The 23,531-nt window shown below is 69.6% G+C and carries 19 protein-coding genes; 16 read left to right on the top strand and 3 right to left on the bottom strand.

Annotated features, from left to right (window positions below; translation table 11 throughout):
- From ACWF7A_RS08060 to araA, 4 genes are all read left to right on the top strand, one after another.
- Positions 1 to 182 (top strand): hypothetical protein (locus ACWF7A_RS08060; protein ID WP_452249709.1); only part of this gene is annotated, 182 nt, incomplete at its 5' end.
- A 365-nt stretch (positions 183 to 547) separates the two neighbouring features.
- The gene (gene araB, locus ACWF7A_RS08065; protein ID WP_452250150.1) at positions 548 to 2,221 is read left to right on the top strand and encodes a ribulokinase; all 1,674 of its coding nucleotides are present in this window, start codon (positions 548 to 550) and stop codon (positions 2,219 to 2,221) included.
- Complete coding sequence (locus ACWF7A_RS08070) at positions 2,221 to 2,874, top strand: L-ribulose-5-phosphate 4-epimerase (RefSeq protein WP_452249710.1); 654 nt, start codon at positions 2,221 to 2,223, stop codon at positions 2,872 to 2,874. Before araB ends, ACWF7A_RS08070 begins: the two co-directional genes overlap by 1 nt.
- Positions 2,875 to 2,891: 17 nt before the next feature.
- Positions 2,892 to 4,394: an L-arabinose isomerase gene (gene araA / locus ACWF7A_RS08075; protein WP_452249711.1), complete on the top strand. Its 1,503-nt coding sequence runs from the start codon at positions 2,892 to 2,894 to the stop codon at positions 4,392 to 4,394.
- Here araA and ACWF7A_RS08080 read toward each other — a convergent pair.
- Positions 4,364 to 5,191, bottom strand: coding sequence for an alpha/beta fold hydrolase (locus tag ACWF7A_RS08080; protein WP_452249712.1), 828 nt, complete (start codon positions 5,189 to 5,191; stop codon positions 4,364 to 4,366). The two genes, araA and ACWF7A_RS08080, sit on opposite strands and share 31 nt — an antisense overlap.
- 194 nt (positions 5,192 to 5,385) lie before the next feature.
- Between ACWF7A_RS08080 and ACWF7A_RS08085 the strand changes: the two genes are divergently transcribed.
- From ACWF7A_RS08085 to ACWF7A_RS08095, 3 genes are all read left to right on the top strand, one after another.
- Positions 5,386 to 6,114 (top strand): hypothetical protein, encoded by a 729-nt coding sequence (locus ACWF7A_RS08085; RefSeq protein ID WP_452249713.1) that lies wholly within the window; start codon positions 5,386 to 5,388, stop codon positions 6,112 to 6,114.
- A gap of 155 nt (positions 6,115 to 6,269) precedes the next feature.
- The gene (locus ACWF7A_RS08090) at positions 6,270 to 8,231 is read left to right on the top strand and encodes an RICIN domain-containing protein (protein WP_452249714.1); all 1,962 of its coding nucleotides are present in this window, start codon (positions 6,270 to 6,272) and stop codon (positions 8,229 to 8,231) included.
- A gap of 2 nt (positions 8,232 to 8,233) precedes the next feature.
- On the top strand, positions 8,234 to 9,145 hold the full coding sequence (locus ACWF7A_RS08095; RefSeq protein ID WP_452249715.1) for a cellulose binding domain-containing protein: 912 nt from the start codon (positions 8,234 to 8,236) through the stop codon (positions 9,143 to 9,145).
- Here ACWF7A_RS08095 and ACWF7A_RS08100 read toward each other — a convergent pair whose 3' ends face one another.
- Positions 9,146 to 10,129, bottom strand: a complete 984-nt coding sequence (locus ACWF7A_RS08100) for a LacI family DNA-binding transcriptional regulator (protein ID WP_452249716.1) — start codon at positions 10,127 to 10,129, stop codon at positions 9,146 to 9,148.
- Between the two features lie 74 nt (positions 10,130 to 10,203).
- Between ACWF7A_RS08100 and ACWF7A_RS08105 the strand changes: the two genes are divergently transcribed.
- From ACWF7A_RS08105 to ACWF7A_RS08135, 7 genes are all read left to right on the top strand, one after another.
- A complete protein-coding gene (locus ACWF7A_RS08105) occupies positions 10,204 to 11,376 on the top strand; it encodes an MFS transporter (protein WP_452249717.1) in 1,173 nt (390 codons plus the stop codon).
- Positions 11,377 to 11,446: 70 nt separating this feature from the next.
- A complete protein-coding gene (locus tag ACWF7A_RS08110) occupies positions 11,447 to 11,971 on the top strand; it encodes a hypothetical protein (RefSeq protein ID WP_452249718.1) in 525 nt (174 codons plus the stop codon).
- 175 nt (positions 11,972 to 12,146) lie between these two features.
- Positions 12,147 to 14,324 (top strand): pectinesterase family protein, encoded by a 2,178-nt coding sequence (locus ACWF7A_RS08115; protein WP_452249719.1) that lies wholly within the window; start codon positions 12,147 to 12,149, stop codon positions 14,322 to 14,324.
- Positions 14,321 to 15,196, top strand: a complete 876-nt coding sequence (locus tag ACWF7A_RS08120; protein ID WP_452249720.1) for a carbohydrate ABC transporter permease — start codon at positions 14,321 to 14,323, stop codon at positions 15,194 to 15,196. The genes ACWF7A_RS08115 and ACWF7A_RS08120 overlap by 4 nt, the downstream gene beginning before the upstream one ends.
- On the top strand, positions 15,193 to 16,074 hold the full coding sequence (locus tag ACWF7A_RS08125; RefSeq protein ID WP_452249721.1) for a carbohydrate ABC transporter permease: 882 nt from the start codon (positions 15,193 to 15,195) through the stop codon (positions 16,072 to 16,074). Before ACWF7A_RS08120 ends, ACWF7A_RS08125 begins: the two co-directional genes overlap by 4 nt.
- A gap of 13 nt (positions 16,075 to 16,087) precedes the next feature.
- Complete coding sequence (locus tag ACWF7A_RS08130; RefSeq protein WP_452249722.1) at positions 16,088 to 17,356, top strand: ABC transporter substrate-binding protein; 1,269 nt, start codon at positions 16,088 to 16,090, stop codon at positions 17,354 to 17,356.
- On the top strand, positions 17,353 to 18,498 hold the full coding sequence (locus ACWF7A_RS08135) for an enolase C-terminal domain-like protein (protein ID WP_452249723.1): 1,146 nt from the start codon (positions 17,353 to 17,355) through the stop codon (positions 18,496 to 18,498). The genes ACWF7A_RS08130 and ACWF7A_RS08135 overlap by 4 nt, the downstream gene beginning before the upstream one ends.
- A 33-nt stretch (positions 18,499 to 18,531) precedes the next feature.
- Here the strand turns inward: ACWF7A_RS08135 and ACWF7A_RS08140 are convergent, their stop codons facing one another.
- Positions 18,532 to 19,296, bottom strand: coding sequence for a pectate lyase (locus tag ACWF7A_RS08140; protein WP_452249724.1), 765 nt, complete (start codon positions 19,294 to 19,296; stop codon positions 18,532 to 18,534).
- 193 nt (positions 19,297 to 19,489) lie between these two features.
- Between ACWF7A_RS08140 and ACWF7A_RS08145 the strand changes: the two genes are divergently transcribed.
- Positions 19,490 to 20,401 carry a pectate lyase family protein gene (locus ACWF7A_RS08145; RefSeq protein WP_452249725.1) on the top strand — a complete coding sequence of 304 codons (912 nt, stop codon included), beginning with the start codon at positions 19,490 to 19,492 and terminating at the stop codon, positions 20,399 to 20,401.
- A gap of 243 nt (positions 20,402 to 20,644) precedes the next feature.
- Positions 20,645 to 23,521, top strand: coding sequence for a glycoside hydrolase family 48 protein (locus ACWF7A_RS08150; RefSeq protein WP_452249726.1), 2,877 nt, complete (start codon positions 20,645 to 20,647; stop codon positions 23,519 to 23,521).
- Positions 23,522 to 23,531: the final 10 nt, after the last annotated feature.

Raw genomic sequence — 23,531 nt, forward strand, 5'->3', positions numbered from 1 at the left:
GCCCGTTGCGCCGCCGCTGCCCGTTGCGCCGCCGCTGCCCGTTGCGCCGCCGCTGCCCGTTGCGCCGCCGCTGCCCGTTGCGCCGCCGCTGCCCGTTGCGCCGCCGCTGCCCGTCACGCCACCGCTGCCCGTCACGCACCGTTGCCCGTCACGCCACCGCTGCCCGCCACACCACCGCCTGACTGCCCTCGTCCGCCATGCCGTCACCAGCCACGGCCACACCTCCGCTGGCCCGCTCCACCTCCGTGCCCCGGTGCCCGCCACGCCACGGCCCGTGAGGCCGCCGCCCCGCCGAGCGCAGGCGCGTGGCATCCCCAGCAGACCCCGGCATCCCAACCCGCGGACCCCCGTCCCGGCCCCCGGACCTCGGCGGAAGCCCACGCCCGCACCGCGTTGCGCCGAACACCCGCCCGTCCAGCCCTTGACGCGGCCAGGATTGTCGTGCGCTCACCTCCTGCCCATTTCGCGCACTCGCAGGGAAATCACGATGTATCGGGCACATCTTGACTCCCTGATTGTTAGCGATAACACTCAGGTCGTGACTGACATGACGATCGACCGCGACGCGTGCGTGGTGGGTGTCGACTTCGGCACGCTGTCCGGCCGCGCCGTGGTCGTGCGCGTCCGCGACGGCGCCGAGCTCGGCACCGCTGTGCACGAGTACCGCCACGGCGTGGTGGACCAGGTGCTGCCCGCCACCGGCCGGCCTTTGCCGCCGGAGTGGGCACTGCAGGTCCCGGCCGACTACCTCGACGTCCTGCGCACCGCCGTCCCGCAGGCCGTCGAGGCGGCCGGGATCTCCGCGGACCAGGTGATCGGCATCGGCACCGACTTCACCGCCTGCACGATGGTGCCGGTCACGGGTGACGGCACGCCGTTGTGCGAGCTGCCGGAGTTCGCGGAGAACCCGCACGCCTACATCAAGCTGTGGCGTCACCACGCCGCCCAGCCGCAGGCCGACCGGATCAACGAGCTGGCCCGTCAGCGCAAGGAGTCGTGGCTCCCGCGGTACGGCGGGCTCATCTCCTCGGAGTGGGAGTTCGCCAAGGGGCTGCAGGTGCTCGAGGAGGCGCCCGAGATCTACGCGGCCATGGAGCACTGGGTAGAGGCCGCCGACTGGATCGTCTGGCAGCTCACCGGCACCTACACGCGCAACGCCTGCACGGCCGGCTACAAGGGCATCCACCAGGACGGCGCGTACCCGAGCGAGGACTTCCTCAAAGAGCTCAACCCCGAGTTCGCGGACTTCGTCGCGGACAAGCTCGACCACCCGCTGTCGGCGCTCGGTGACAAGGCGGGCACGCTCACAGAGCAGGCCGCGCGGTGGACCGGCCTCAAGGAGGGCATCGCGGTCTCCGTCGGCAACGTCGACGCCCACGTCACCGCGCCCGCCGCGCAGGCCGTCGGGCCCGGCCAGATGGTCGCGATCATGGGCACCTCCACCTGTCACGTGATGAGCGGCTCGGAGCTGCACGAGGTGCCGGGCATGTGCGGCGTCGTCGACGGCGGCATCGTGCCGGGGCTGTGGGGGTACGAGGCGGGGCAGAGCGGCGTCGGGGACATCTTCGCGTGGTTCCTGCGCAACCAGGTGCCGCCGAGCTACCACCAGCAGGCCGAGGAACGCGGTATCACCGTGCACGAGCTGCTCTCGGAGCTGGCGGCGCGGCAGGAGGTCGGCGAGCACGGGCTCGTCGCGCTCGACTGGCACAGCGGCAACAGGTCCGTGCTCGTCGACCACGAACTGTCCGGTGTGGTCGTCGGCCAGACGCTCGCCACGAAGGCCGAGGACGTCTACCGCGCCCTGCTGGAGGCCACGGCGTTCGGCACACGCGTCATCGTCGACACGTTCACCGACTCGGGCGTTCCGGTCACCGAGCTCGTGATCGCCGGCGGGCTCACCAAGAACGCGCTGCTGATGCAGATCTACGCCGACGTCGTGAACCTGCCGCTGTCGGTGATCGGCTCGGCGCAGGGGCCGGCGCTCGGCTCGGCCATGCACGCCGCCGTGGCCGCGGGGGCGCACGCGGACATCCGCGAGGCCGCCGCCGCGATGGGGTCGGTGCGGCGCAACGTCTTCACGCCCGTGCCCAAGAACGTCGAGGCGTACGAACGGCTCTTTCTCGACTACCAGGAGCTGCACGACTACTTCGGCCGCGGTGCCAACGATGTCATGCACCGGCTGCGCGAGTACCGCCGCGCCGCGCTGGAAGGGAAGAGCTGATGTCGCCGACCGCAGAGCTGCGGCGCACGGTCGCCGACCTGCACCGCGAGCTGACCCGCTACGAGCTGGTGAGCTGGACCGCGGGCAACGTGTCGGCGCGGGTGCCCGGCCACGAGCTGATGGTGATCAAGCCGTCCGGCGTGTCCTACGACGAGCTCGGCCCGCACGCGATGGTCGTGACGGACCTGCACGGCAACCTGAAGGAAGGCGAGCTGGCGCCGTCGAGCGACACCGCGGCGCACGCGTACGTCTACCGGCACATGCCCGACGTCGGTGGTGTCGTGCACACGCATTCCCCTTACGCCACAGCGTGGGCGGCACGTGGTGAGCCCATCCCGTGCGTGCTCACGATGATCGCGGACGAGTTCGGCGGCGACGTGCCGGTCGGGCCGTTCGCGCTGATCGGCGACGACTCGATCGGCAAGGGCATCGTGGACACCCTGAGCACGAGCCGGTCGAAGGCCGTGCTGATGCGCAACCACGGCCCGTTCACCGTCGGCGCGACCGCGAAAGCGGCCGTGAAAGCCGCGGTGCTGCTGGAAGACGTCGCCCGCACCGTCCACTTCGCACTCCAGCTCGGCAAGCCCGACGTGATCGACAAGCAGGACGTCGACAAGCTCTACGAGCGCTACCAGAACGTTTACGGCCAGTGAGCCCAGAAGGAGAGCACATGGCGGACAAGCCCCAGATCTGGTTCCTCACCGGCAGCCAGCACCTCTACGGCCCCGAGACACTCGACCAGGTCGCGGCACAGTCCCAGCAGATCCAGCGGATGCTCGCCGACTCCCGCCGGATCAGCGCGGAGATCGTGTGGAAGCCGGTGCTGACCGACTCCGGCGCCATCCGCAAGGTCATGCAGGAGGCGAACAACGACCCGTCGTGCGTCGGCGTGATCGCGTGGATGCACACGTTCTCCCCGGCGAAGATGTGGATCACCGGGCTGGACCTGCTGCGCAAGCCGTTGCTGCACCTGCACACCCAGCTCAACGAGGCGCTCCCATGGTCCACCATCGACATGGACTTCATGAACCTCAACCAGGCCGCGCACGGCGACCGCGAGTTCGCGTACGTGCAGACGCGGATCGGGGTGGCGCGCAAGACGGTCGCGGGGCACGCGAGTGACCCGGTGGTGGCGGACCGCATCGACGGCTGGGCCCGTGCCGCCGCCGGTGTCGCGCACCTGCGCGGGCTCAGGCTGGCCCGCTTCGGCGACAACATGCGCGACGTCGCGGTGACCGAGGGGGACAAGGTCGAGGCGGAGCTGCGGTTCGGCGTCTCGGTCAACACCTACGGCGTCAACGACCTCGTCGATGTGGTCGACGCCGTGCCCGACGCCCGCATCGACCTGCTCGTCGCGGACTACGCCGAGGCCTACCGGCTGAGCCCGGAGCTGGCGCGCGGGGGAGAGCGGCACGACTCGCTGCGTTACGCCGCGCGCATCGAGATCGGCCTGCGGTCCTTCCTGGACGACGGCGGGTTCGGCGCGTTCACGACGAACTTCCAGGACCTGGGCGGGTTGCGGCAGCTGCCGGGTCTCGCCGTGCAGCGGCTGATGGCGGACGGCTACGGCTTCGGCGGCGAGGGCGACTGGAAGACCTCGGCGCTGCTGGCCGCGGTGAAGGCCATGGGCACCGGCACCGGTCGCGGCACGTCGTTCATGGAGGACTACACCTACCACTTCGGGCCGGGCGAGCCGAAGATCCTCGGCGCGCACATGCTCGAGGTCTGCCCGACGATCGCCTCCTCGCAGCCCTCGTGCGAGATCCACCCGCTGGGCATCGGTGACCGGGAGGACCCGGTGCGGCTGGTGTTCGACGCCGCGTCAGGCCCCGCCGTGGTGGTCGGCCTGGCCGACATGGGCGATCGGTTCCGGTTGGTGGCCAACGAGGTCACGGTCGTGGAGCCCGACGAGCCACTGCCGAAGCTGCCGGTCGCGCGGGCCGTGTGGAAGCCGGCGCCGTCGCTCTCGACGTCCGCGGAGTGCTGGCTCACCGCGGGCGGCCCGCACCACACGGTGATGACGCAGGCCGTCGGAGCCGAGGTGCTGCGGGACTTCGCGCAGATGGCCGCCACGGAGCTCGTGCTGATCGACTCCGAGACGACCCCCGCCTCGTTCGGCGACCGGCTGCGCTGGAACTCGGCCTACCACCGCCTGGCGCTGGGAATCAGCTGACGAGCGTGGAACTCGGCGATCTGCCGCCACATCGCGACGGGGTTGGAGTACATGGGGAGCTGCCCGCTGTGCGGGATCTCCGCCAGCTCCACCCCGTTCGCGTCGAGCAGGGGCAGGTAGGACAGCCCCGCGCACTGCTCGCCGTAGAGGTACATCTTCGGGCAGGGCAGTGACAGGAACCCCTGCAGCAGGTTCCCGTGGTCGGCGAGCTCGACCATCGAACGGAAGAGGCTCGGCAGTGCGCCGCGGCGGACCTTGGCGGGGAGGTTCGCCGCGTACAGACCGCCGCCGTAGCAAGGCGTCTCCCGGCTGCGTTCGGCCAGGTCGAAGACGTACGCGCCGGGATCGCGGTGGTGCAACGCCTCCCGGCTCAGCACGCAGTCCTCGGGCGCCAGGACGCCCTTCATGTTCACGAAGCTCAGCACCCGGCCGGGTTCCCTGCGCGCCAGCAGGAGCGCCGTGAGCGCACCGGTGAGGTGCCCGACGACGTGGAACCGCCCGATCCCCGCCCGCTCCAGCACCGCGTGCAGGGTGTCCGCGAGGAACGGCACGTCGATCGCCCCGAGATCCGCGCACTCCGTGGCGCCCGCACCCGGTGCGTCGTAGGCGAGGAACGCGCGTCCGGCGAAGTCGTGCCGCTGCAGGACGTCGAGGTAGTCCTCCTTGCTCGTGCCGAACCCGTGCAGGAAGACGACGGGGGCGTCGACGCCCTCCCTGCGCACCGAGGCGACCTTGACGTTCACTCCCCGGACGCGCAGGGGGACCTGTTCGTGGACGACTCTGGCTGCCGATGGCATGGCTGTTCCCCGGTTCCTCGCAGGTGCTCCGACTGCGGAATGAGTCGTGAGCATGCCAAACGCTGTGAACGCTCACAAGTAGTTGAACCCTTCACTTTCCCGGTACGTATCCCGGTGTGCCGGCAGAAAACGTCCCCTAGTCGTGAGGTTCGAATATGTCGAGAGCGCATGCACGACCGCAGCGGAGCAAGCGGGTGATCGTTGCCGGAGTGGCCGTTGCCGCGACGTTGACGGCGGTGACCGCGGCGGTCGCCTTCGCCGGTGGGGAGACCGGGAGCAGCTCTATCGCGTGCCCGCAGCCCGTCGTCCCGGCGGTGCCGGCCGCGGCCCAGGCCGAGGTCCAGCGAGAGCTCGCGAACCTCGACAAGCAGATCGCGGAGGCGAACAACCGGCTGCGCACGTCGGCCGGTGAAGGCGGGCCGAACTTCGTGCAGAACGCGATTCTCGGCCCGTTGAAGGACAAGCGGGTGGCGGCGCTGAACCGCATCGAGACCGCGATCGGCCGGGTCGCCGCGAAGCCGGAGGGCCTGGAGAGGTTCGCGACCTGCGGACTCGGTCAGGCGCCCGCCGTGTCGGCCCCGCCGGCGACCTCGAAGCCCGCCTCGACCGGCTCCACCGGGTCCGCCGGTTCGGCGGCGGGGTCGGTCATCGAGTGCCCGCTGCCGGTCGTGCAGAACGTGCCGGCGGCCGCGCGCGCCGAGGTCGACCGCGAGCTCGCCAACCTCGGCAAGCAGCAGGCGGAGGCGAACGAGCGGCTGCGCACGTCGGCCGGTCAGGGCGGCCCGAACTTCGTCCAGAACGCGATCCTGGGCCCGCTGGCGAGCAAGCGCGCCGCCGCTCTGGACCGGATCGCGATCTCCATCGGCCGCGTGGGCGAGCGGCCCCAAGGGCTGGAACGCTTCGCGACCTGCTCGCTCAAGTAGCTCTCCTCGGGGCTCGGGCGAACGGGCCCGCCTCCTCGGGGGCGAGCGTCCCAGAGGTCCTGCCGGCGGCCGCGCCTCCGTCCGGCAGGACCTTGACTCACCAGTAGGTTCTCGATAGATGTTAGCGTGAACATTGCGCGTTCAACGGAGAACCGATGACCAGACTTGTCGCTCTGCTCGCCGCTTCGGCGCTCACGCTCTCCACCGCCGCCCCCGCCACGGCCGCCGTAGAGGCGGTCACGGTGAGACCGGATCCGACCTACCAGCAGGAGCCGTTCCAGGGCTGGGGCACGAGCCTGGTGTGGTTCGCGAACGCCACTGGCGGCTACCCGGACGAGATCCGCGACCAGTTGGCGGAGCTGCTGTTCGGCGAGGGCGGGCTGAACCTCAACATCGCGCGGTACAACGTCGGTGGCGGCAACGCGCCGGACGTGCCGGAGTACCTGAGGGCGGGCGCCGCGGTCCCGGGCTGGTGGAAGGCCCCGGCCGGCACCACGCGCACGGACACCGACTGGTGGAAGCCGGGTGATCCGCGCTTCTTCGACACGGCGGCGGACCCGCGTCAGCGGTGGTGGGTCGACCGGATCAAGCAGGACGTCACGCGGTGGGAGTCGTTCAGCAACTCGCCGCCGTGGTTCCAGACCGTGAGCGGGTACGTGTCGGGCGGCTTCGACCCGAACGCGGACCAGTTGCGCGAGGACCGGATCGGCGACTTCGCCGCCTACCTCGCCCAGGCCACCGCGGAGCTGGAGAAGGCCCACGGCATCAGGTTCGCCACGGTCGACCCGTTCAACGAGCCCAACACCTCGTACTGGCGCACGACCCTCGGCCCGGACGGCAACCCGACGGGCGGCCGGCAGGAGGGTGCCCACCTCGGCCCCGCCCTGCAGGCGAAGGTCGTGCCCGCGATGGCGGAGGCGTTGCGCGCCAACCGGCTCGAGGCCGCCGTCTCCGCGCCGGACGAGACCAACCCGGGCATCTTCGCCGCCGACTGGGCGGGTTACCCCGCCTCGGTGCGCGCCCAGGTCGGCCAGCTGAACGTGCACACCTACGGCACGGCGCGCCGCACGTCGGCCCGGGACATCGCCAAGGGCTCGGGCAAACCGCTGTGGATGAGCGAGGTCGACGGGCACTGGGGGACCGGGCAGAGCTTCACCAGCATGGACCCCGGCCTCGGCATCGCCGAGCGCGTGATCGACGACCTGCGCGAGCTGGAACCGCGCGCGTGGCTGCTGTGGCAGGCCGTCGAGGACTACAACAACATGACGCCCGGCGCCGAGTCCCCGGACGGCATGAACTGGGGCGTCATCCAGATCCCCTTCGACTGCGGCTCCCAGGACACGCTGGCGACGTGCCCGGCGCGCGTGAACACGAAGTTCCACGCGCTGCGCAACTTCACGCACTTCGTGAAGCCCGGTGACCGCCTGATCAAGGTCAACACCACCACCGACGTGGCCGCGGTGCGCAACACCGAGCTGAAGTCGTTGGTGCACCTGAACAAGAGCGAGCAGGCCCAGTCCGTGACGCTGGACCTGTCGGCGTTCGCGTCGGTGCGTCCGGGTGCGTCCGTCCGGCCGGTCGTGACGGACCAGCACGGTGCCCTGGTGAAGGGCGCGTCCGTGCGGGTGAAGGACCACAAGGCGACGCTGTCCGTGCCCGCCAGGTCGGTCACCACCTTCGAGGTGAGCGGTGTCAGCGGAGTGAACCGGGCCGCCGCGCTCGGCGGTGAGCACCGGCTCGTCGGCGTGCAGAGCGGCAAGTCGCTCGCACCTTCGGGCACCTCACTCGTCCAGCGCACCACCGACCCGGCCGCGGCGGACCAGGTGTGGCGCGTGGAGCGACGGACGGGTGGCTACGACCACCGCGCCCAGTTCTCGATCGTCAACACCGCCACGGGGCAACGGATCGCGGCCGACGGCGGCAACGTCGTGCTGACCGCCACCGACGGTCCGTCCGCCCGCTGGGTGCTGTCGTCCACGGGGGACGGCACGTGGACGTTCGTCAACGCGCAGAACGGGAACCTGCTCGACGTGGTCGGCGAGTCACGTGAGGACGGTGCCCGGATCGGGCTGTACCAGGCGACCTCGGGCGCCAACCAGCGCTGGTCGCTGGGGTGATGATGGCACGCAAGCACTTGCTGGTGGTCCTGGCGTTGCTCACCGGAGCGTGCACGGCAGGACCACCGGCGCCGCCGGCGCCCACCCGCACACCCCTGAAGCCACCCTCCCTGATCAACCAGGAGGCGCGGTCGCAGGACGTGCTGCACTTCGTGCGGGAGGTCGTCGACGCCAGGACCGTCGAGCTGGCCGACGGCAGGAAGGCGCGCATCGCACAGCTGGCGGCGCCAGGGGACTGCTGGGCCGAGGCCGCGCTCACGTTCGCCAAGACCACGCTGCTGGCCAGTGCGGTCCGGATCAGCCCCGTCCTGTCCGGTGACGTGAACCTGGCGCTGGAGGACGGCACGGACTACGCGTTGCTGGCGGTGCGGCAGGGCGTGCTGCGCCCGGAAGGGGTCGACGGAGGGGCACTGGTCACCGCCGAGTCCGAGGCCGCCGCGTCGGGCAAGGGACTGTGGGGGCCGCCGTGCGACGGTCTCGCCGCCGCCCGCCCGACCACGACGACGAACGCTCCGGTGACCACGACGGTTCCGCCCGCGCCGCCTCGTCCGACGACGACCGTGGCGCCGCCACCTCCACCGGCACCACCCGCACGGACCTGCGTGGTCGCCTACCGCGTCACCGGGCAGTGGCCGGGCGGCTTCCAGGCGAATGTGAGCGTGCGCAACACCGGTCGCACAACGGTCGACGGCTGGTCGTTGCGGTGGAATTTCGCGAATGGACAGAGCGTCACCGAAATGTGGAACGCGCGCGCACGGCAGTCCGGCGCGACCGTTACCGCCGTCAACGCCGACTACAACCCGAGGATGGCACCCGGCGATTCCGTGACGATCGGGTTCAACGGCTCGGTGCGCGGTGCGAACTCCGCTCCGGGCGCGTTCACGTTCAACGGCCAGACCTGCTCGGTCGAATGATCAGGCGCTGTCGCGGACGACGAGCGCGGAGGGGTAGAACGTCGCCCCAGGGGTATCGCGGCGGTCGAGCACCGCCCGCGCCGCCGCCGTGGCGATCTCCTCCACCGGGTGCGTACTCGTCGTGAGCGCGGGCCTGCTCAGTCCCGCGAAGGTGATGTCGTCGAACCCGGCGACCGCCACGTCGCCCGGTACCCGCACGCCGAGCGCGTGCAGTCCGTCGAGGACACCGAGCGCGGTGAGGTCGCTGAGCGCGAAGATCGCGTCCGTGTCCGGCCAGCGCGCCATGATCTCGATGGCCGCCTCGGCGCCCCGCACGGCCGTGAAGTCGCCCGGGACGACCCTGGGCTCGCCGCCGTTGTCGTGCAGGACCTTCCGGTAGGCCTCGACGGCCCGGTCGCCGCAGGGCAGCCAGGACGGGCCGGTGACCATCGCGATGTGGCGCCGCCCGGTGCGCGCGAGGTGCCGCACGACGCCGTCGGTGCCGGAGCGGTTGTCGACGTCGAACGACGGCACCTGCTTCGTGCCGACCCCGACCGCGGCGACCCGTCCGCGCAGCGTGCGCGGCACGGTCTCCAGCGCGGGCCGAGTCGGGTTCACCACCACGAGCCCGCCGAGCCCGCGACCGTCGGCGAGGCGCGCGAGCGAGCCGGGATCGTGCAAGGGTAGCCAGTGCAGCGAGACCCCGACCTCGCGTTCCGCGGCGACGTGGGCCGCCGAGATCAGCACGCGGCCGACGTAGGGATCGTCGAGCACGGCGGCGGTGTGGCCGATGACGGCGATGGCGAGGCGCGTGCCGGTGCGGGTGACCAGCGCGCGGGCGGAGGCGTCCGGAACGTAGCCGAGCGCGGCCACCGCGGCGGTGACCCTGTCCCTGGTGCGTTGTGATGCCGGGCCTTGTCCCGTGACAACACGTGAGGCGGTGGCCCGGGACACGCCCGCAGCGCGTGCCACGTCGTCCAGCGTGGCGATGCGTTCTGCCGTCATCTCAGCAGTATTGCAATGGAAGCGCTTCCATGTGTGGGGTAAGAACTTCAGTATCGAGAAAGGGAGGGACCGGGATGTCGGTCACGGTGCCGCGCAGTCAGGTCCGAGCCGCCGCGGCGGGAGTCGCGGTGACCTTCGGGCTCAACGGCGTGGCGGTGGCGACCTGGTTCGCCCGCGTCCCCGCCGCACGTGACGCGCTGGGTCTCACGCCGGGTGCGCTGGGTTTGCTGCTGCTGTCGATGTCGGTGGGCGCGTGCCTCGCGATGCTCACCGCGGGCGAGGTCACGCACCGCCTTAGGCCACGCCTCACGGTGTGCGTGTCGGCCGTGACCGTCGCGGTGGGACTGGCGGTCGCCGGCGTGGGCATCGGCGCGTACCCGTCCGCGGTGCTGACGGCGATCGGGATCTTCACGCTCGGCTACGGCTCCGGCCTCTGCGACGTGGCGATGAACGTCGAGGCCGCCGAGGTGGAACGCGCCCTCGGCAAGACCGTGATGCCGCGCTTCCACGCGATGTGGAGCCTCGGCACGGTCGCCGCCGCGGGCCTTGCGTCGTTGGTGGCGTGGGCCGTGCTGCCGGTGACCGCGCACCTGGGCGCCGTGGCCGTGGTGGTCGCCGTCGGCACGCTGATGGCATCACGCACGTACCGGTTCGCGGGAGAGGCCGACCAGGGTGCCGGCAGCGGCGTCATGGCCGCGTGGCGCGAGCCCCGCACGTTGCTGATCGGCCTGCTCGTGCTCGTGCTGGCGTTCACCGAGGGCACCGCGAACGACTGGGTGGCGGTGGCGTTCATCGACGGCTACTCGGTCGACCCGGCACTGGGTGCGCTCGTGTTCGGCGTGTTCGTGACGACGATGACGTTCGGCCGGATCTTCGGCACCATCGCGCTCGACCGCTGGGGCCGGGTGCCGGCGATCCTCGTGTCGATGGTGCTCGCCGCGTCCGGAGTGGCGGTCGCGGTGTTCGCCGGGTCTCCCGGCTGGGCGATCGCCGGGGTCGCGGTGTGGGGGCTGGGGACGGCTTTGGGGTTCCCGGTCGGGATGAGTGCCGCCGCGGACGACCCTGCCCGGGCCGCGGCTCGGGTGAGCGTGGTGGCGGTCATCGGCTACACGGCGTTTCTCGCCGGGCCGCCGTTGGTGGGGTTCCTGGGGAACGGGGTCGGGGTGCTGCGGGCGTTGTTGATCGTGCCGCTGTTGTTGCTGCCGGCGTTGGCGCTGGTGCCGATGCTGAAGCCGGTGAAGGGCTGACGTTCGTAACTCGATGACGTGGTCCCGCGATAGCGGGACACGGAGTCGTTCGGCGAGCGGAGCTGTTCAGATGGGTCTACCCGACTCGGATCTCGAAGAGCCGTCTCCGGCGGGGCGGATGGGCAAGGCGACCGAGTACCTCGTCGCCGCGACGTGCATCCTGGCCTCGCGCGGGAAGCTCAACGTCGCCACCCAGTTGATCGACGACGAGGGCATCGACCTGCTGTTCAGCTCCGCCGAAGCCGACATGAGCCTGGCCGTGCAGGTCAAGGCGCGCATGTCGACGAGCAAGCGCCTCAAGTCCGAGACGTTCATGGCCTTCGTCCGCACCCAGACCTTCCGGCCGCGGCCGAGCCTGGACCTGCTGTTCGTGGCGATCGACGTCGACCGCGGCGCGATCATCACCGCCTGGCTGGTACCGAGCGTGGTCTTCGCCGAACTGGCCACGGAGTCCGTCACCCGGGGCCGCTACCGCTTCTACGCCTCGTTGAAGGACGGCGGCCGTGACCGCTGGCAGTCGTACCGGCTCGCCCCGGAGGAGCTCGCGCCGCGTCTGATGGCGCGACTGCGCGACCTCGGCGGCCAGCCGATCTGATCGGCGATCTTCACCCCGCGCATTCGACGGTGTTCGAATCGAAGAATCGTCGAATACCGGCGCGAATCGTCGAATGAATTCACTTCGTTGACGCATGGCGAACACATTCGTATTCTCGGTTCACGATCGTGGACGGTGTTCAAGAATGTGAATCCTTTCTGAAGGGTATTCCGTCATGCGGCTTTTCGTTGGCGCGCTGGCTTTCGCCTGCGCGGTTACCGGGGCGGTCCCGGCTCACGCCGGTCACGACCCGGCGCGGCAGGTGCTGGCCGCGGGGGACGGCTGGGCGTCGGCCGGGCCCGGCACGACCGGGGGAGCGGCGGCGCCCGCCTCGCACGTGCACGAGGTGCGGACGCGGGCCGAGCTCGTCGCGGCGCTCGCGGCGCCGGGGCCCAGGATCGTCAAGGTCCGGGGTGTGATCGACGCGAACACCGGTGTGGACGGGAAGCCGTTGCGCTGCAGTGACTACGCGGTCGACGGGTACACGCTGGAGGGCTATCTCGCCGCCTACGACCCCGCTGTGTGGGGGTGGGAGCGGGAGCCAGAAGGGGCGCTCGAGGACGCTCGGGTCGCGTCGGCGAAGAAGCAGGAGGCGACGATCGCGCTGACCGTGCCCGCGGACACCACGATCATCGGGGTCGGTCGCGGGGCCGGGATCACCGGCGGGAGCCTGCGGATCCACAACAGCGGCAACGTGATCGTGCGCAACCTGACGTTCCGCGACACCCGCGACTGCTTCCCGCAGTGGGATCCCACGGACAACAGTCCCGGTGCGCCTCCCGGCAACTGGAACTCGCTCTACGACTCCGTCTCGGTCCAGCGGTCGGAGCACGTGTGGGTCGACCACAGCACGTTCACCGACGAGCCGAACGTCGACAGCGCCCAGCCGCTCCACTTCGGACGGCCCTACCAGGTGCACGACGGCCAGCTCGACATCACCAACGGCGCCGACCTCGTCACGGTGTCCCGCAACGTCTTCGCCGAGCACGGCAAGACCATGCTGATCGGCTCGTCGAACAGTTCGACGGTCGACCCCGGCAAGCTGCGGGTCTCGGTGCACCACAACGTCTTCCGCAACGTCCTCGAACGCGCGCCGCGGGTGCGGTTCGGGCAGGTGCACGTCTACAACAACCTGTACGAGGGCCCGCCGACCTACAGCTGGGGCGTCGGCGTCAAGTCGCAGATCCACGCGCAGAACAACTACATCAAGGGCATCGCTCCCGAGAAGATCGTCTACAACTGGGGCGGCACGGCGATCACCGACGTCGGCAACCTCGTCGACGGCCGGCCGGCCAGTCTGGTGAGCGCTCACAACGCCGCCAACCCCGGCAAGGAGCTCGGCACCGACGCCGGGTGGACGCCGACGCTGAACCGGGGGCTGGAGCCCGCGCACCGGATCAGGCACCTCGAAGCGGGAGCGCAACCGGCGGGGCGTCACCTCGTGGTGGGGCAGGGGTTCGCGACCGTGCAGTCCGCGATCGACGCGGCGTCGCCCGGTGCGGTGATCACGTTGCCCAGAGGCGTCTACCGGGAGGTCGTGAAGATCCCCCAGAGCAAGGGAAACCTCACGCTCAGGGGCGCCACCGGACGGGCGCAGGACGTCGTGATCGACTACGACAACGCCAGCGGCACGAAGAAGCCCGACGGCACCACGTACGGCACGACGGGCAGCGCCACGGCCACCATCGCCGCGGACGGGTTCACCGCCCGTGACCTCACCTTCCGCAACTCCTTCGACCGCGCACGGCACCCGGAGATCACGGCGACGCAGGCCGTCGCCGTCAAGGCCACCGGGGACAGGGCGCTGTTCGACCGCGTGCGGTTCGAGGGCCACCAGGACACGCTGTACGCCGACACGCCGTCCACCACGGCGCGGTCACGTCAGTACTACCGGGACTGCGCGATCACCGGCGACGTCGACTTCCTCTTCGGCCGGGCGACGGCGGTCTTCGAACGGGCCACCATCACCGCGCTGAACCGCGGCCAGAACCCCAACGGGTACGTCACCGCCGCCAGCACGCGCAAGGACAACCCGCACGGGTTCCTCATCGTCGACTCGAAGATCCGCAGCGACGCCCCCGCGGGCACGTACTTCCTCGGCAGGCCCTGGCACCCCGGCGGTGACCCGGACGCGATCGCCCAGGTCGTCATCCGCGACACCGAGCTCCCGGCCGCGATCAAGAGCGCGCCGTGGACCGACATGTCCGGCTTCCCGTGGCGTGGCGCCAGGTTCGCGGAGTACCGCAACACCGGGCCCGGCGCGGGCACGGGCACCGACCGCCCGCAGCTCACCGCGGACCAGGCACGCGTGCACACCAAGGCCGCCTACCTGAGCGGGTGGAACCCCGCGTGAGGACCCGCACCTGGGCGCCCTACGCCCTGATCGCCCCGACGCTCCTGCTGATGGGGGTGTTCCTGGTCTACCCCATCGCCAGCGTCGGGTGGTTCAGCCTCCGCCAGCACACCGTCACGCAGCCCTGGAAGAACGGCTTCATCGGGTTCGAGAACTTCCGGCGGATGCTGTTCGAGGACCAGCTGTTCTGGCAGAGCCTCGCGTTCAGCGCCAAGTGGGTCGCCGTCGAGGTCGGCCTGCAACTGGTGCTGGGACTGGTTCTCGCGCTGATCGTCAACGAGACGTTCGTCGGCCGAGCGCTGGCCAGAGCACTGGTCTTCTCGCCGTGGGCGGTGTCGGGCGTGCTCACCACGGGCATCTGGATCCTGCTCTACAACCCCTCGACGGGCATCTTCCAGCAGCTCGCCCAGTGGGGCATCGGCGATCCCGGCACGTCGGTGCTCGGCGACCCGGCGACCGTGTTCCCCGCGACCGTCGTCACCGAGCTGTGGCGAGGGGTGCCGTTCTTCGCGATCCTGCTGCTCGCCGACCTGCAGACCATCCCCAACGACCTGTACGAGGCCGCGTCGGTCGACGGCGCGGGGAGGTGGCGCAGGTTCATCAGCGTCACCCTGCCGCACCTGCGCGACGCGATCGTGCTGTCCACGTTGCTGCGGGCGGTGTGGGAGTTCAACAACGTCGACCTCATCTACACGCTCACCGGCGGCGGGCCGGCGAACCAGACGACGACGTTGCCGCTCTACGTCGCGCGCAAGGCCGTGGACTCGCACGACTTCGGCTACGGCTCTGCGCTGACGATGGCCGGCTTCGTGATCCTGCTGTTCTTCTCGATCCTCTACCTGAGGGTGTCCAAGTTCGGGAGCCGGGCATGACCCAGACGCTCACCCGCCCGGCCACGGTCCTCGAACCGCCGCCGGCACCACCACGACGCAAGAAGCACCGCGACCCGAGCCGCTACTTCCGGCTGCACCTGCCGTTGGTGCTCTACCTGCTGTTCACGCTGATCCCGTTCTACTGGATGCTCGTCTTCGCCGTCCGGCCCGCGGGGCAGACCTCGCTCGTGCCGTGGCCGATCACGTTCGAGCACTTCGACACCGTCTGGAACGGCGTCGGGTTCGGGTTGTTCTTCCAGAACAGCCTGATCATCGGCGTCGGCACGCTCATCACCGTCACCGTGTTCGCGCTGATGGGCGGGTACGCGCTGGCGCGGTTCAAGTTCCGCGGCCAGCGGGTCTTCCTGCTGGCGTTGCTGTGCACGCAGTTCATCCCCGGCGCGATGATGCTGATCCCGCTGTTCGTGATCTTCAAGTCGGCTGGGCTGCTGAACAGCCTGACGGGCCTGGTGATCGCGGACACCGCGTTCCAGCTGCCGCTCGCGCTGATCCTGATGAGCGGGTTCGTGCGCAACGTCCCGGTGGAGCTGGAAGAGGCCGCGATGGTCGACGGCTGCTCGCGGTTGCGCGCGTTCTTCGCGGTGACGCTGCCGCAGCTCAAGCCGGCGATCGTGGCCGTCGGGTCGTTCGCGTTCATCGGTGCCTGGAACAACTTCCTGTTCGCGTTGATGTTCGCGAGCAGGCAGGACAAGTTCACGCTGCCGGTCGGGCTGAGCTACGCGCTGGGGGAGTTCAACACCGACTTCGGGGCGCTCGCGGCCGGCGGCGTCATCGCCGCCGTGCCGGTCGTGCTGGTTTTCGCTGTCGTGCAGCGGTTCCTCGTGCAGGGACTGAGCGCGGGCGCGGTCAAGGGATGAGGAGAGAGCAAGCATGAAGAGACTGCTGGTCGCGCTCGCGCTCGTGGCGAGCGCGTGCTCCGCGACGCAGGACGGCCCGACGACGATCACGTTCTGGGACAACAACGGCGGCCCCGGCCGCACGCCGATCTACCAGGAGCTGATCAAGCGGTTCGAGGCGGCGAACCCCGACGTCAAGATCGCCTACGTCGGCGTTCCCAGCTCGTCGGTGCAGCAGAAGTACGACACGGCCATCGCCGGCGGGTCCACGCCGGACGTCGGTGGCGTGACGACGTCCTACCTCGCGCACCTCGTCGGGCAGGACGCGCTCGAGCCGGCCGACGACCGGGTGGAGAACGGCGCGCTCAAGGGCAAGCTCCTCACCAGCCTGCTGGAGACCGTGCGGCAGACGGCGCCCGACGGCAAGCTCTACGCCGTTCCCGCGTCGGGCAACATGGACGTGATCTGGTACCGGTCCGACCGGTTCGAGGAGAACAAGATCCCGGAACCGTCCACCTGGGACGAACTGGCGCAGGCCGCGACCAAGCTGACCAAGCCCGCGGACAACAAGTACGGCTTCACGATCCGCGGCGGCGCCGGATCGGTCTTCCAGCTGCTGTCCGAGGCCTACTCCTACTCCGGCGTCGAGAAGTTCTACGACGGCGGCAAGAGCACGGTCGCCGACCCGCGCAACGCCGAGCTCGTGCGCAAGGTCGCGGAGCTGTACAAGAAGGCCACGCCCGAGGCCGACGTGAACAACAACTACACGCAGATGGTCGCCCAGTTCACCGGTGGCACGGTGGCGATGATGCACCACAACCTCGGCTCGACCGCGGACGTGATGAAGGCTCTCGGCCCGGAACGCGTGGCCGCCATGCCGTTGCCGAAGGGACCGTCGGGCAAGCGGACCGTAGTGCCGAACCCGACCGACGGCTTCGCGGTGTTCAAGGGCACGAAGAACCGGGACGCGGCCTGGAAGTTCGTCGAGTTCCTGACGTCGGCGGAGAGCAACGGCTACTGGAACGAGAAGGTCGGCCAGATCCCCGCGAACACCGACGTGCGCGGCGCCGAGTGGATCCAGAAGAACCCGGCCGTGAAGATGGCGCTCGGGGTACTGGAGGACCCGGCGACCGTGCTCGTGCCCGCGCCGGTCTACCTGCCGGAGTACTCGTCGATCACCAAGACCGACACCGAACCGCTGTACCAGAAGGTGCTGCTCGGCCAGATGTCCGCGCAGGAGTTCCTCGACCAGCTCGCGGCCAAGCTCACCACCGCCCAGCAGGACTGGGAGAAGCGCAAGTGATCGAACGGGTGGTGGTGCGGACGTTCAAGACCACGGCGGCCACGTCCGTCGACCCCGAGGGGCACCGGCACCCGGCGCCCGAGCACGAGGTCGTCGAGGCGCTGCTGGAGGTCACCGACACCGACGGCGTCACCGGGTACTGCCAGGTGCAGCCCGACCAGGTGCGGCCGGCGGTGCTGGACAAGCACGTGCGACCGGTGCTGCTCGGCCAGGACCCGTGGGACCGCGAACGGCTGTGGCGCCTGCTCGCCCGGCGGCAGCGCGGCTCGCACGGCGGGTTCACGGACCGGGCGCTCGGGTTCGTCGACCAGGCGCTGTGGGACCTCGTGGCACGCCGGGTGGAACTACCCGCCTGGAAGCTCGCGGGCGGCGCGCGGGACCGCATCCCGGCCTATGCCAGCACGATGTGCGGCGACACGGACGGTCTCGCGACACCGGCCGACTACGGGGACTTCGCGAAGCACCTCGTCTCGGCCGGCTATCGGGCGATCAAGCTGCACACCTGGATGCCGCCGATACCCGGTGCGCCGAGCGTGACGCGCGACGTCGAGGCGTGCCGGGCGGTGCGCGAGGCGGTGGGACCGGACGTCGCGCTGATGCTCGACGCGAGCCACTGGTACTCCCGCACCGAGGCGCTCCAGCTCGGCAGGGCGTTGCAGGAGCTGGACTTCTACTGGTTCGAGGAACCGATGGAGGAGGCGTCGATCAGCTCCTACCGGTGGCTCGCGGAGCAGCTGGACATCCCGGTGATCGGCCCGGAGGTCGCGTGGGGCAAGCACTTCACGCGCGCCGAGTGGATCACGTCCGGGGCGTGCGACGTGCTGAGGGCCGGTCCGGCGGGCAGCGGTGGCATCACGCCGGTGCTCAAGACCGTGCACCTCGCGGAGTCGTTCAACATGGACTGCGAGATCCACGGCAACGGGTCGGCCAGCCTGACCGTGCTCGGCGCGACCGACGCGGGCCGGTGGTACGAACGGGGCCTGCTGCACCCGCACGTCGACTTCGACCGGGTCCCGCCGCATCGGAACGCCATCGCCGATCCGCTCGACGAGAACGGGCTGGTGACGTTGCCGAAGATTCCCGGAATCGGGGACGACTGGAATTTCGAACACATCGGAGTTCACACTCTTGAAGTGTGGTGAGAAATGCCCCGGCCGGCGGCCGGGGCATTTCGTCTATCGGTAGGTGATGTCCGAGGACTTGAACAGGCAGTTCGTGCTGTCCGCCCCGGTGCCGATTTTCTTCGGTTCACCGCTGGTGACGCCCTGGTACTTGTCGCAGACAGCGATCTTCTTGCTGCTGTCGCCGACGACGGTGATCTTCGAGAACCGCGCCGTGTCGCCGTGGTTCGTGTTGATGCCGACCAGCGTCTTGCCGGGGGAGAACGCGGTGACGTTCTCCAGCACGACGTGCCTCTTGTGCTGCGTCTTGCAGTTCCCGCAGGACCGGTAGAGCTTGCCGAAGTCGTCCACCTGGAAGTTGCGGATGACCATCGTGCCCGGCCCGTTGTGCTGGAAGACCTTGTCCGACGCCTTGCGCGCGCCGCCACCGCTGATGGTCATGGTCTGCGACGACGACGTGCCCTTGAACGTGGCCGCGTCCTCACCGACGTCCTCCCACCACACGTTGGTGAGCGTGCAGGTGCCGAGGCAGTGGACGCCGTCCGCCGCCGGCGCGCCGAGCACGACGTTCTTCAACGTCGCGCCGTCGGCCAGCTGGAAGATCGGGCCCTGGTCCTCGTTCTGGCCACCGGAACCGAGGTCGCCGGTGCCGTAGAACCGTTGCATGCCGCCGTCGTAACCGCTCGACCCGACCTTGATGGTCGTGCCGACGGGTTTCGTTCCGGACGGCGTGGGAAAGGTGCTGCCCGCAGCCTGTGCCTGAGGTGCGAGAAAAGCCGCCAGTGCCGCGGCCAACACCAATGGTGCCAGTTTCTTCATGTGCGCTCCGCTTGCAGGGGGATGCGCGGCGGTAATTCGATGGTAGGGCGGTGATCTTTTCTGTCAACTCGTTTCGATTGTTCGATTCGAATTTCTTCGAATTGGTTGACCGCTCTGTCGAACGCTGGTTGTGTGAGACGTACCGCCGCTCACCGATTTGGGAGAGCGAGTAATGATTCCAAAACGCGCAGCATTGATTTCAGCCGCCGCGCTGGTTCTCGGCGCGGTGTCCGTTCCCCAGGCGATCGCCGCCCCGTTCGGGCTGGTCGGCTGGGCCACTCAGGGAGGTGGCACGACGGGTGGTGGCAGCGCCACGCCGGTCACGGTCACCACGGCGTCCGCGTTCGTCGCGGCCGCGAAGGCGTCGGGCTCGGCGGTGATCCGGGTCTCCGGCACCATCTCGTTGTCGAGCATGACGAAGGTCGCCTCGAACAAGACCATCGAGGGCGTCGGCTCGAGCTCCGCGATCACCGGGCAGGGCCTGAACATCGCCAACGCCTCGAACGTGATCGTGCGCAACCTCAACTTCAAGAGCTGGGGCGACGACGCGATCAACGTGCAGTACTCCACCCGCGTGTGGATCGACCACAACACCTTCTCCAACGGCTACGACGGTGCGGTCGACGTCAAGCGGGCCTCGGACTACGTCACGGTGTCCTGGAACAAGTTCACCAGCCACAACAAGACGATGCTGCTGGGCCACAGCGACGACAACGGCTCGGAGGATCGCGGCAAGCTCCGGGTGACCTACCACCACAACTGGTTCGACGGAACGCAGCAGCGCCACCCGCGCGTGCGGTTCGGCAACCCGGTGCACGTCTACAACAACTATTACGGCGGTGTGACGTCCTACGGCGTCGCGTCGACCATGGAGGCCGGCGTCCTGGTCGAGGGCAACTACTTCGAGAACACCGAGGACCCGTTCCACCGCGGCGAGGGCAGCTCGCCCGGCGGTGCGCTCGTGGCGCGCAGCAACCACTTCGTCAACTCGGGATCCGGTGACCAGGGCGGCTCGGTGAAGAGCCTGCCCTACTCCTACCCGCTCGACGGTGCGAGCAGCGTGAAGAGCGTGGTCACCGCCGGTGCGGGAGCCGGGCGCGGCTGACGAGACCAGGGGGCGCCCGAAGTGGCGTGGGCGCCCCCACCCTCGTCTGGGACCGCTCCCAGGATTCCACTCGAAGAGAGCAGTAAGAGGAACCGGTAGAGCAACCCTCGTTGTGTCATAAGGCGTAGCGCGCAGCGCCGTCCGGTTCAGCATCGGCTGCACCGGCGGCCACTTGGCCGATGTGGTCCACGTTACAGTGCCGTGAACTCTGGGAGCGCTCCCAGTTGTCGAGAGGGCGGCGGCATGACTCGACGAAAAGTGGCGTTGGCGGTTGCGGCGGTGGTGTTGGTCGGCGGAGCTCCCGCCGTCGCGGCACCACTCGCGGTGGCCTGCACCGTCACCTACCAGATCACCAACGAGTGGAACACCGGATTCGGCGCTGCTGTGTCGATCCGCAACGACGGGGAGGCACTCAACGGCTGGAAACTGACCTGGACGTTCCCGGACGGCCAGCGCGTCACCCAGGGCTGGAGCGGCAACTTCACGCAGAACGGCGCCGTGGTGACCGTGACCAACCCGGCCTGGGCACCGGCGCTCCCGTCGGGTGGCACCGCACAGGTCGGCTTCAACGGCAGCAAGAGCTCGGCCAACCGGCCACCGACGGACTTCGCCGTGAACGGCGTGTCCTGCACTGGGCCCAACCAGTCGCCGTCGGTGGCGCTGACCGCTCCCACGAGCGGCAGCAGCTACACCCTGCCCGCGACGATCCCGCTGGCGGCGACCGCACAGGACACCGACGGCACGGTGGCCAAGGTCGACTTCTACGCCGGTGACACGCTCATCGCGACCGACACCAGCGCGCCGTTCACCGGCACCTGGACGTCGGCACCGGCCGGTGACCACAGCATCACCGCGCGGGCCACGGACAACAGGGGCGCCACGACGGCCTCGGCACCGGCCGCGGTCAAGGTCCTGTCGGGACCGGCGGTGGTGGCCTCGCCGAGCACGGTCTCGGTCAAGCAGGGCCAGTCCGCGACGTTCGACGTCTCCCTGGCCACGGCACCGAGCCAGCCCGTCACCGTCACGATCGCCCGCAGCGGCAGCTCGGACCTGACGGCCACGCCGGCGACGCTCACGTTCTCCGGCACCGCGAAGCAGACGGTGACGGTGGCGTCGGCGAACAACGGCGGCTCGCTCGGCACGGCGACGTTCACGGCCTCGGCCACCGGGTACAGCCCGGCGAGCGTCACGGTCAACGAGATCGATCCGTCCACTTCGGACTTCAACAAGGCGTTCCTCGACCAGTACAACAAGATCAAGGACCCGGCGAGCGGCTACTTCCGCAAGTTCGGCGACCTGCTCGTGCCGTACCACTCGGTCGAGACGCTGATGGTGGAGGCACCGGACCACGGTCACCAGACCACGTCCGAGGCGTTCAGCTACTACCTGTGGCTGGAGGCGAGCTACGGCCGCGTCACCGGGGACTGGGCGCCGTTCAAGTCCGCGTTCGCGTCGATGGAGAAGTTCATCATCCCCGCGAAGGCCGACCAGCCGACGAACGACAAGTACGACCCGTCGAAGCCGGCGACCTACGCCCCGGAACACCCGAGGATGGACGCTTACCCGTCGACGCTCGACGGCACCGTTCCCGTGGGTCAGGACCCGATCGCGGGCGAGCTGAAGTCCGCGTACGGCAGCTCGGACGTCTACGGCATGCACTGGCTGATCGACGTGGACAACACCTACGGCTTCGGCCGGTGCGGTGACGGCACGACGGCTCCCGCGTACATCAACACCTATCAGCGCGGCTCGTCGGAGTCGGTGTGGGAGACCATCCCGCAGCCCTCGTGCGACACGTTCAAGCACGGCGGTCCCAACGGCTTCCTGGACCTGTTCACCAAGGACTCGTCCTACGCCAAGCAGTGGAAGTACACCAACGCGCCGGACGCGGACGCCCGCGTGGTGCAGGTGGCGCTGCTCGCCCAGCAGTGGGCGACGGCGCAGGGCAAGGCCGGTGACATCTCCTCGGAGATCGGCAAGTCCGCCAAGATGGGCGACTACCTGCGGTACGCCATGTTCGACAAGTACTTCAAGCGCGTCGGCAACTGCAGCAGCCCGTCGTCGTGCCCCGGCGCGACCGGCAAGAACAGCGCGCACTACCTGATGTCCTGGTACTACGCCTGGGGCGGCGCGACCGACACGTCCGCCGGCTGGGCGTGGCGCATCGGTGACGGTGCCTCGCACCAGGGCTACCAGAACCCGCTGGCAGCGCACGCTCTCGCGAACGTGCCCGCGCTCAAGCCGTTGTCCGCCACCGGGCAGCAGGACTGGGCGACGTCGCTGAGCAGGCAGCTCGAGATGCTGCAGTGGCTGCAGTCGGCCGACGGCGGTCTCGCCGGCGGTGTGACGAACAGCTGGGAGGGTCAGTACGCCTCGCCTCCGTCCGGCACGCCGACGTTCTACGGCATGTACTACGACGCCCACCCGGTGTGGCGCGACCCGCCGAGCAACCGGTGGTTCGGCTTCCAGGTGTGGGGCATCGAGCGGACGGCCGCGCTCTACCGGCTGACCGGTGACGCGCGCGCCAAGAAGATCCTCGACAAGTGGGTGCCGTGGGCCATCGCGAACACCACGACCGGCACGAACTTCCAGATCCCCTCGGACCTCGAGTGGTCGGGAGCGCCGGACACGTGGAACGCCACCAACCCCGGCGTGAACGCGAACCTGCGGGTCCGCGTGCTCAACCACAGCCAGGACGTCGGTGTGGCGGCGTCGTACGCCAAGGTGCTGCTGAACTACGCGGCGCGGTCGGGCAACGCCTCGGCCAAGACCACGGGTGAGGCACTGCTGACCGGGCTGCTGCAGCACCAGGACAGCCTCGGCATCGCGACGCCGGAGACGCGCACGGACTACAACCGGTTCGACGACGTCTACAACACCAGCACGCTCGAAGGCCCGTACGTGCCCTCCGGCTGGACCGGGAAGATGCCCAACGGCGACACGATCGGCCAGGGCTCGTCCTTCCTGTCGATGCGGTCCATGTTCCGCAACGACCCGCAGTGGCCGAAGGTCCAGTCCTATCTGGACGGTGGACCGGCACCGACGTTCACCTACCACCGCTTCTGGGCGCAAGCCGAGATCGCGACGGCGTTCTCCCTGCACGCCGAGATCTACGGGTGAGGAGTCCCGA

This window comes from Lentzea sp. NPDC055074 (assembly GCF_053608005.1).